The sequence below is a fragment of the Synechococcus sp. Cruz CV12-2-Slac-r genome (assembly GCF_024346075.1).
Lineage (GTDB): Bacteria > Cyanobacteriota > Cyanobacteriia > PCC-6307 > Cyanobiaceae > Synechococcus_D.
Window position 1 is genome coordinate 1 of record NZ_JAGQEK010000073.1, and the last position, 8606, is coordinate 8606.

General features: G+C 49.3%; 9 protein-coding genes and 3 pseudogenes. 5 read left to right on the plus strand and 7 right to left on the minus strand.

What is annotated here, in order from left to right; genetic code table 11:
- Together KB557_RS06995 and argS are read left to right on the plus strand one after the other, a co-directional pair.
- Window positions 1-546 (plus strand): annotated as a pseudogene (locus tag KB557_RS06995) (nicotinate-nucleotide diphosphorylase (carboxylating)); the annotation flags it as partial.
- Between the two features lie 40 nt (window positions 547-586).
- Entirely contained in the window at window positions 587-2392 is a 1806-nt protein-coding gene (argS, locus tag KB557_RS07000; RefSeq protein WP_255132666.1) for an arginine--tRNA ligase, read from the plus strand.
- A gap of 59 nt (window positions 2393-2451) precedes the next feature.
- On the opposite strand, the pseudogene KB557_RS11230 reads toward argS, so the two are convergent.
- Window positions 2452-2889: pseudogene (locus KB557_RS11230) on the minus strand (DUF1643 domain-containing protein); the annotation flags it as partial.
- Between the two features lie 74 nt (window positions 2890-2963).
- Here KB557_RS11230 and KB557_RS07005 point away from each other — a divergent pair.
- Window positions 2964-4085 (plus strand): histidinol-phosphate transaminase, encoded by a 1122-nt coding sequence (locus tag KB557_RS07005; protein ID WP_255132668.1) that lies wholly within the window; start codon window positions 2964-2966, stop codon window positions 4083-4085.
- Between the two features lie 111 nt (window positions 4086-4196).
- Here KB557_RS07005 and KB557_RS07010 read toward each other — a convergent pair whose 3' ends face one another.
- From KB557_RS07010 to prfB, 6 genes are all read right to left on the minus strand, one after another.
- Entirely contained in the window at window positions 4197-4925 is a 729-nt protein-coding gene (locus KB557_RS07010; RefSeq protein ID WP_399218794.1) for an MBL fold metallo-hydrolase, read from the minus strand.
- A gap of 42 nt (window positions 4926-4967) precedes the next feature.
- A complete protein-coding gene (locus KB557_RS07015; protein WP_255132672.1) occupies window positions 4968-5561 on the minus strand; it encodes an aminodeoxychorismate/anthranilate synthase component II in 594 nt (197 codons plus the stop codon).
- Complete coding sequence (locus KB557_RS07020) at window positions 5561-5983, minus strand: diacylglycerol kinase family protein (protein ID WP_255132678.1); 423 nt, start codon at window positions 5981-5983, stop codon at window positions 5561-5563. Before KB557_RS07020 ends, KB557_RS07015 begins: the two co-directional genes overlap by 1 nt.
- A gap of 50 nt (window positions 5984-6033) precedes the next feature.
- A complete protein-coding gene (gene ybeY, locus KB557_RS07025) occupies window positions 6034-6525 on the minus strand; it encodes an rRNA maturation RNase YbeY (RefSeq protein ID WP_255132674.1) in 492 nt (163 codons plus the stop codon).
- Window positions 6525-6680: a DUF3285 domain-containing protein gene (locus KB557_RS07030; protein WP_255132676.1), complete on the minus strand. Its 156-nt coding sequence runs from the start codon at window positions 6678-6680 to the stop codon at window positions 6525-6527. Before KB557_RS07030 ends, ybeY begins: the two co-directional genes overlap by 1 nt.
- Before the next feature lie 10 nt (window positions 6681-6690).
- A protein-coding gene (gene prfB / locus KB557_RS07035) for a peptide chain release factor 2 (RefSeq protein WP_255132679.1) occupies window positions 6691-7816 on the minus strand; the annotation gives its coding sequence in 2 pieces (ribosomal slippage) (window positions 6691-7740 and window positions 7742-7816; 1125 coding nt in all).
- 93 nt (window positions 7817-7909) lie between these two features.
- On the opposite strand from prfB, the gene grxC reads away from it, so the two are divergent.
- Window positions 7910-8167 carry a glutaredoxin 3 gene (gene grxC / locus KB557_RS07040; RefSeq protein WP_255132682.1) on the plus strand — a complete coding sequence of 86 codons (258 nt, stop codon included), beginning with the start codon at window positions 7910-7912 and terminating at the stop codon, window positions 8165-8167.
- A gap of 16 nt (window positions 8168-8183) precedes the next feature.
- A pseudogene (locus KB557_RS07045) lies at window positions 8184-8606 on the plus strand (glutathione synthase); the annotation flags it as partial.

Below are 8606 nucleotides of genomic sequence, written 5' to 3' on the forward strand. Positions count from 1 at the left end.
CTCTCCGGTATTGCTACAGCTACTACCGCACTGGTGAAGCAGCTGGAGGGTACGGGGGTACGCCTTGCAGACACTCGTAAAACAAGCCCTGGCCTGCGAATATTTGAAAAATATGCCAGCAGATGTGGCGGCGCTTACAACCACCGTGTAGGCCTCGATGATGCCGCAATGCTTAAAGAAAACCACTTGGCCTGGGCTGGCGGAATTCAGAATGCCATTGCCGCAATACGTACCAATGCCCCTTGGCCCGCTCGCGTAATTGTGGAAGCCGAAACGGCAGAAGAGGCAAAAGCAGCGATAGCAGCAGGCGCTGATGCGATTTTGCTTGATGAATTCAGTGTTGCTGAACTGCAACAACTTGTGCCGCAACTGCGCAGCCTTGCTTTGAAACGCGGCAGCCCTGTTTTATTGGAGGCCAGTGGCATCAACCCAGAACAAATAAGGGCTTATGCCAGCAGTGGTATTGATTTGATTTCAAGCAGCGCTGCCTGCACCCGCAGCTCTTGGCTTGATCTCAGCATGCGCTTCAACACCAACAAGGGATGATCAAGTGCTGCTTAATCCCCTGAGCTGGTAGCTCTAAGCCATGCTGCGTATTTCCCACACGATTGAGCAACAGCTTATTAACGCAATCGCACGGGCTTTCCCCGATGCTGCTGAGCTGGCGCAAAGCAGAGGTGAAAGCCTTAATCCAGCCTTTGGAGCAGCGAGTAAACCAGAATTCGGTGATTTTCAAGCCAACGGAGCTCTTGCACTTTCAAAATGCTTAGGAAAACCGCCACGCCAAATTGCAGTGGCAATTGCTGAACAATTAAAACTCGACCCAGAATTTAATCAAATATGTAAACCAGCTGAAATCGCAGGGCCTGGATTTTTAAATATCACAATTAAACCTGAAGTATTAGCACAAGAGTTGCAAATTCAACTCGCTGATCCGCGCCTAGGTGTTGCGCCTGTAAGCGCTGAAGGGAATGGTTTTTCACCAGAAGTAATCGTTGATTTCTCAAGCCCCAATATTGCAAAAGAAATGCATGTTGGGCACCTGCGGTCTACAATTATTGGTGATTGCTTAGCAAGGGTATTAGAATTTAGGGGCTATCAGGTAAAAAGACTAAACCATGTGGGCGATTGGGGCACACAGTTTGGCATGCTAATCACCCAGCTTAAAGAACTTGCACCAGAAGCATTAGATACAGCTGATGCAATCGATTTGGGAGATCTTGTTGCATTTTATCGAGGGGCAAAAGAACGCTTTGACAGTGATATTGAATTTCAGGCAATATCCCGCGAAGAAGTTGTTAAATTGCAAGCTGGTGATCCAACTTCGCTCAAGGCATGGGGATTACTTTGCGAGCAGTCTCGAAAAGAGTTTCAAAAAATTTATCATACGCTAAATATATCATTGCAAGAACGCGGTGAATCATTTTATAATCCTTATCTGCAAGCAGTTGTTAGTGATCTCGCTCAAGCGGGCTTGCTGGTTATTGATGATGGTGCCGGCTGCGTATTCCTTGAAGGGATGCTTAGCAAAGAGGGCACTCCCCTACCACTAATTATCCAAAAGAGCGACGGCGGTTTTAATTATGCAACCACTGATCTTGCTGCAATTCGCTATCGATTTGATAAGGCTGGAGATGGCGCAAAAAGAATCATCTATGTAACTGATGCAGGCCAAGCAAACCACTTTGCAGCAGTATTTCAAGTGGCGAAACGAGCCGGCTGGATTCCACCTGAAGCAAGCATTGAACATGTGCCGTTTGGCTTGGTGCAGGGGGTTGATGGCAAAAAACTAAAAACCAGATCCGGTGAAACAGTTCGCTTAAAAGATCTCCTAGCAGAAGCAGTGGAGCACTGCAGCAATGATCTACGCAAGCGAATTAAAGAAGAAGATCGCAGCGAATCAGAGGATTTCGTGAAACAGGTATCAACAACTGTTGGGCTGGCTGCAGTTAAGTATGCAGATTTAAGTACTAATAGAATTACAAATTACCAGTTTAGCTTTGATCGCATGCTTGCTCTAAATGGCAACACAGCTCCCTATCTCCTATACGCGGTAGTAAGAATAAAAGGAATCGCAAGAAAAGGCGGCATTCTTAATACCAAGCAAACAGCCGATTTAATATTTGATCAGCCTCAGGAGTGGATCTTGGCGCGGCAACTACTACAGTTTGACCAGGTTATCCAAGATGTTGAAATCGAACTGCTTCCAAACCGGCTCTGTAGTTATTTGTTTGAATTAAGTCAATCTTTTAATCGCTTTTATGATCAAGTAACAGTATTAAAAGCAGAGGAGCCTGCCCGCAGCTCACGGCTTGCACTCTGCGGATTAACCGCCAAAGTTTTAGAGCTGGGCCTCAATTTATTGGGCATCGAAACCCTTGAGAGGATGTAGCTATTTAGATCAAAAGAATCGAACCCCCATTGATAATTTAAACGCGAGGGATGGCGGGGATGCCCAGCCTTCGTGAGGGGTCCAAAATGCAGCCAATTAATTTTTTCACTTTTTATCGTTTCATAAACATAAACCAAACTTTTTAAGAAATATTCCCTTAAAGTTATGCCCTCACCCCAGGCAAGCCACACAGCTGGCTCCGGGCTGGCGAGTATAAAATCAATAATTTGCAACTGATTATTTAAACATATTTGGGCATTTATATTAAGCGGCAATAGATTTATATGGGTGCAGCGAAGCGGGCATAAATTCAACATCACAAAGCCATCATAGCCATTATTTTTTGCAACCTTTTCCACTCTGGTAATTGTTGCATCCGCCCTATCTGCTGTTGCAATACTAGGGTTGAGCCCAATAATGCTCAACATCTTTTCACCACTTTTACCAAGCGCTATACGCTGCTTATTCGCTTGCTTATTTATATAAATATCAAACATGCCGAGCAGTATCAAACATGCCAGGTAGTGGGCTTTCCAGGTATTAGCTTGTTCATAGCAAACGTAAGTTCATCTTGGCAGATTCGTTTGGGCCGCCGCCAGCCCGGGTGGAAGTGGAAAACCTGCAGAGTTACAGCGCGCCATTGGAGGGTCGCAGGGGGATGTTGCGGCTCGACTTCAATGAAAATACTGTGGGGCCAAGCCCCAAGGTGGTGGCAGCAATCCGAGCAATACCTGCCAACCACTACGCCATCTATCCGGAATACAGCGAATTAAAAGCTGCTTTCTCCCGTTCGCTTCAATTGGCTCGCGAACAATTAGGCCTCTTCAATGGCGTTGATGCTGCTTTACATGCCATTTGTCATGCCTACGGCAATCCGGGCGATGTTCTACTCACTACAAGCCCCACCTTTGGTTACTACAAACCCTGCGGTGAGATGCAGGGCATGCAAATTAAAGCGATCCCATACCAATTACCAGATTTTCAATTTCCCCTTGATGAGATTCGCTCAGCCTTAATTCAATTGCGGCCGCGTTTGTTGTTGTTGTGTAATCCCAATAACCCCACCGGTACGCGGCTAGCAGCTACTCAGATCCTTGAATTAACAGCTGCTGCTCCTCAAACTTTAGTAGTGGTGGATGAACTTTATGAGGCCTTTACTGGCGATAGCCTACTTCCTATATTGTTAAATCAAGCAGGCAGCTCTAATCCGTTTAGTTCATACCCAAACCTAATAATTTTACGCTCGTTATCAAAAACTGCTGGTATCGCCGGATTACGTCTTGGCGTTGCATTAGCTGAGGCTGCAGTAATTGAACGTTTAAATCGTGTTACCGGCCCCTACGACATCAATAGTTTTGCTAGCACCGCTGCAATTGCAGCTTTAGGCGATCAAGCCTACGTTGATAGTTATGTGGAAGAGGTATTGCTGGCCAAAAATTGGTTGATACAACAGCTCAGCAAAGCCAAAGTGAAACACCATGGAGCCGGCGGCAATTATTTATTGATCTGGCCTAAGCAGGCGGCAGAATTTGTAGATGAAAAGTTAAGGGCACAAGGAATCCTTTGCCGCAACATGGCTGGCAAAGCGCTAATCGACGGTTCTTTACGGGTAAGTATTGGCACTAGGGAGCAGATGCAACTTTTCTGGCACGCCTTTGCTGCGATCGAAGGGCTGCAGGGAACCTCCACTTAAGCCCATAAAAATTGCCAGCAAACCAAGTTGCAGCGCTAAACAACAACCCACTGCCCGGCGTTGCTCCCAGAACAGTTTTGCCATCACCCCAAATGCGGAGGATGCATATTTTCAGGGCATCAGCTCAATTTTGGTTGTATCGCCGAGGGGTGGTGTGAGGGTGAGCACACCACCGGGTTTATTAACGGCCAGTCCCTTCAAGGCTTCTAGGAAAGCTTTGCTGTCGCCTTGATCGCAATTCAGGGGTGCTTTAGAGCTGCGCAGATATTGCACTGGGATAACCCGGCGCGGATTTAATTCCCGCACTACAGCTGCTGCTTCCGATCCGGAATACACCTTGGCTCCACCGCCGATGCCAATAATCAACACATCAGGGCGACCCAACAGCACTTTGTCTTCTGGTTTAAGCGTTGCTGCTGTACCCCCAAGATGGGCAAATTCCAGGCCCCCTTGGCGCCAACGCCAGATCACTCCATTACCAAAACGACGGCCGCCCACCCGATCATGGGGAGCAGCAAAACCCTCAAAGCGAATGCCCGCCAATTTGTAAGAACCTGGGGTTGCTAAAAAGCGGCCACCTCCAACCTTTGCGCCTTCATCACGCAAAAGGCTGCTAGCTAAAACCACATTGGCTGATACTGCCGGCATCGTTAAACCCGCCGCACAACCCACCGATTGATAAGGATTAAGCAGCACCGAGCTGCCTCCCCCTTGAATTAAAAGGGCGCTGTGGCCATGGCTAGTGATAGTTACCCCACCACCTGCACCAGCTACAGGTAACGCCAGCCCAAGGGCGGCGGCACCAAATAAAGCACCGAGCACTGGGCGAAACATGGGCATAAACAATTTAAATTGAAACTTAGCAGTATTGAATCAATTAGCTCAGGCAGAAGCGCTAGCTAGGAAATTGGCTAGCAGTTGATGGCCAGCTTCTGTAAGCACACTTTCAGGATGAAATTGCACCCCCTGCAGCAAGGGATAACTGCGATGCCTAAGCCCCATCACCATGCCATCTTCTAGCCAAGCTGTTACTTCCAAACAATCAGGCAGGCTTTCACGTTCTGCGATCAAGGAGTGGTAACGGGTTGCCGTTAAAGGATTAGGCAAGCCAGCAAAAACCCCTTGCCCCCCGTGGCGTACCGCTGATGTTTTGCCATGCATTAATTCTGGCGCCCGCACCACTTTGCCGCCAAATACTTGGGCGATAGCTTGATGGCCAAGGCATACCCCAAGCAGAGGCAGCCGCGGCCCTAATTCAGCTATCACCTGGGGGCAAATACCTGCTTGATCAGGGGTGCCAGGGCCGGGTGAAATTAAAATTGCCGCGGGTTTCAAAGCTTCAATTTGAGCTAAATTAAGGGCATCATTACGTTCAACCCGCACATCTAAAGCAATCGGATAATCAATAGCTAACTCGCCAAGATATTGCACTAAATTGAATGTAAAACTATCGTAATTATCAAGAACTAATAACATTAGAAGCCAAGCCTTGAGAGAAGAGGTGGTAATAATAAAAGCAACGCAATTAATAAAGATGCAACTGCTGCCACCAACACCGCCGCCGCCGCGCAATCCTTGGCGATGCGGGCAAGCGGGTGATAACGGCGACCCACCGCTAAATCCACCGCTGCCTCCATGGCTGTATTAAGCAATTCCAGCACTAATACCGCAGTTACGGTAAGTACAAGCACCGCTAAACGATCCAGAGATAATTGCAGCCATAGAGCTAAACCAAATACCAGCACCCCCGTTGTTACGTGGATGCGGAAATTGCGTTGGGTAAGTAAGGAATAGCCCAAGCCCTGGGCGGCATAGCGAAAGCTGGCAGGCAAATCCCTAGCTACTTGCCAAGCCCCCACCCTTAAACGACGCAAGCGGCGATTAGCCGATAGGTCGATAGGGCTGGGATCAGTGGCTTCTAACTCTGAGGTCAACGGCTGAACGCCTGTTAAGCAACGATACCGCTGATCTGGGCTGGCAACAGCTCGAGCAATTGTTGTTGCCTCATCAGCATTGCCGCCAGCTGTTCTTCATCGGGATGATCCCAACCCAGCAGGTGCAGCAATCCATGGCTCGCAAGGAAGCAAAGCTCGTGTTCAATGCCATCGAGGGCATCACGTTTTGCAGTTTCAAGCGAAATAACAATGTCCCCCAGTTCGCAGGGCACCCCCGGCAATTGCAATTGGGGGCCGGCAGGGAAAGCCAACACGTCGGTGGCTTCTGGCTTGGCGCGCCAACTGCCATTTAAAGCAGCAATCACCTCATCGCTGCAGAGCTGCAAGCCCACGCTGTATTCAGCAGCCCTAAATTCCTGCGGCAACTCGTTTTGCAAATTGAGTAACCACAATTCAAGAATTTGCTGCCAGTGGCTTTCACCAAGAGGATCAAGCAAAGCTGAATCTGGGGCGTTGTAGGCCAGATCCAAAACAAGGCTTGGCATCAGCCTGGAACTACTGGCCGCGCAAACCAGGCTAAAAGCAGCAACACACCAGTAAGGCCAACGGCGGTGAGGCCAAAATGAAACAAGCTTTGGCGCCCTTTGCGCACCATATTGCGCATGGCTAATTTAACAAAACTTGGCGATGCTTCTGTCATCGGGGTTTTTTCATGAGGCTTCCTCACCAACGGCGTCTACACCTTGGCGCAATAGCGACTGAATGAAGGGATCTAGATCACCATTCATCACCCCTTGCACATCTGTTGTTTCCTCTGCCGTGCGGAGATCTTTCACCATTTGATACGGATGAAATACATAGTTACGGATTTGATTACCCCAAGCTGCTTCCACGATGTCGCCGCGGATATCAGCGATTTCAGCTGCCCGCTGCTCTTGTGCAATCACCATTAATTTTGCTTTTAGTAGCGCCATAGCTTTTTCTTTATTTTGGAGCTGGGAGCGCTCCTGGGTGCAACGCACCGCAAGACCGGTTGGAACATGCAAAATCCGCACAGCTGTTTCCACCTTGTTTACGTTTTGACCGCCCGCGCCGCCTGAACGGGAAGTGGTGATCTCCAAATCTTTATCAGGAATATCCAGCTTCACATCTTCATCCAGTTTTGGCATTACCTCCACTCCAGCAAAACTGGTTTGGCGCTTGTCGTTTGCATTAAACGGTGAAATTCGCACCAACCGATGGGTGCCCTTTTCATTGCGTAAGTAGCCATAGGCATAGCGGCCATCAATTTCGATCGTGCAGCTTTTGATCCCTGCTTCTTCACCCTCGGAAATTTCATCCACACTCACCTTCATGCCATGGGCTTCCCCCCAGCGGGTGTACATACGCATCAACATCAAGGCCCAATCCTGGGCATCGGTGCCGCCAGCACCAGCATTAATGGAGATCACCGCGCCTTCTTGGTCGTAGGTGCCGCTCAGCAGGCGTTCTAGTTCCCAGCGATCTAAGGCGGATTTAAGCGTTTGCAAGCCGCCATTGGCCTCATGCAACATCGCCTCGTCTGGTTCAAGGTCGTAGAGCTCAAGGGTGGCGCGAGCATCATTAATAGAGTTGTGCCATTGCTGTAGCTGCAGCAACTGGGCCTTCACATCATCGAGTTGCCGCATTTGCTTGCGGGCATTTTGCTGGTCGTTCCAGAAATCAGATTGGGCTGCAAGTTGCTCAAGATCACGCTGACGCGCATTTAAACCAGCTACGTCAAAGACAGTCCTGGACATGGCCCAGGAGATCGGTGAGTTCAGATAAATCGCGTTTGAAATCGGTTAGATCGAGCACCTGGCCTTGTAATTCCAAGCCAAACCGTACTCAATCGCAGCCCCCTTTAATGCTCACCCCTCTAAAATGGCGAATGCAAAAGGATTTCTTTTCATGACCGCCAGCGTTGAGATTTACACCTGGAGGTCTTGCCCTTTTTGCATCAGGGCAAAACAGCTTTTAGATCGCAAAAAGGTGAACTACACCGAACATGCCATCGATGGCGATGAAGCAGCCCGCACGGCCATGGCAGCTAAAAGTGGCGGCCGCCGCAGCGTGCCCCAAGTTTTCATCAACGCTGAACACATGGGCGGTTGTGATGATCTCCATGCCCTAGAACGCTCTGGCCAGCTAGATGCGCTGCTCACTTGATTAGGAGTTAAAGCCAGTGGCCCGTCAGTTATTTGTTGTTGATCCGGTTGAACGCCTGAGGCCTGAAAAAGACAGCAGCGTTGCATTAATGCAAGCCGCCGAGCGGGCTGGTGAGCAGGTGTGGGTGTGCTGCATTGCCGATCTCGCCTTCTCAGCAGACGGCCCTTTGGTGCGCGCCCAACCGATAACCACCACGCCTTGGTTTGAATTAGGAGAGCAACAATGGCTGCCTTTGCGGCAGTTTCCAAAGGTGTGGATGCGCAAAGATCCGCCGGTGGATGAGGCTTATATCTATGCCACTCAGCTCCTGGAATTAGCCGAACTAGAGGGGGTTCAAGTGCTTAATCGCCCTGCCAGCCTGAGGGCCTGGAATGAAAAATTAGGGGCCCTGCGTTTTCCCCATTTAATGGCTCCCACCATGGTGAGCAGCCAGGTGGAT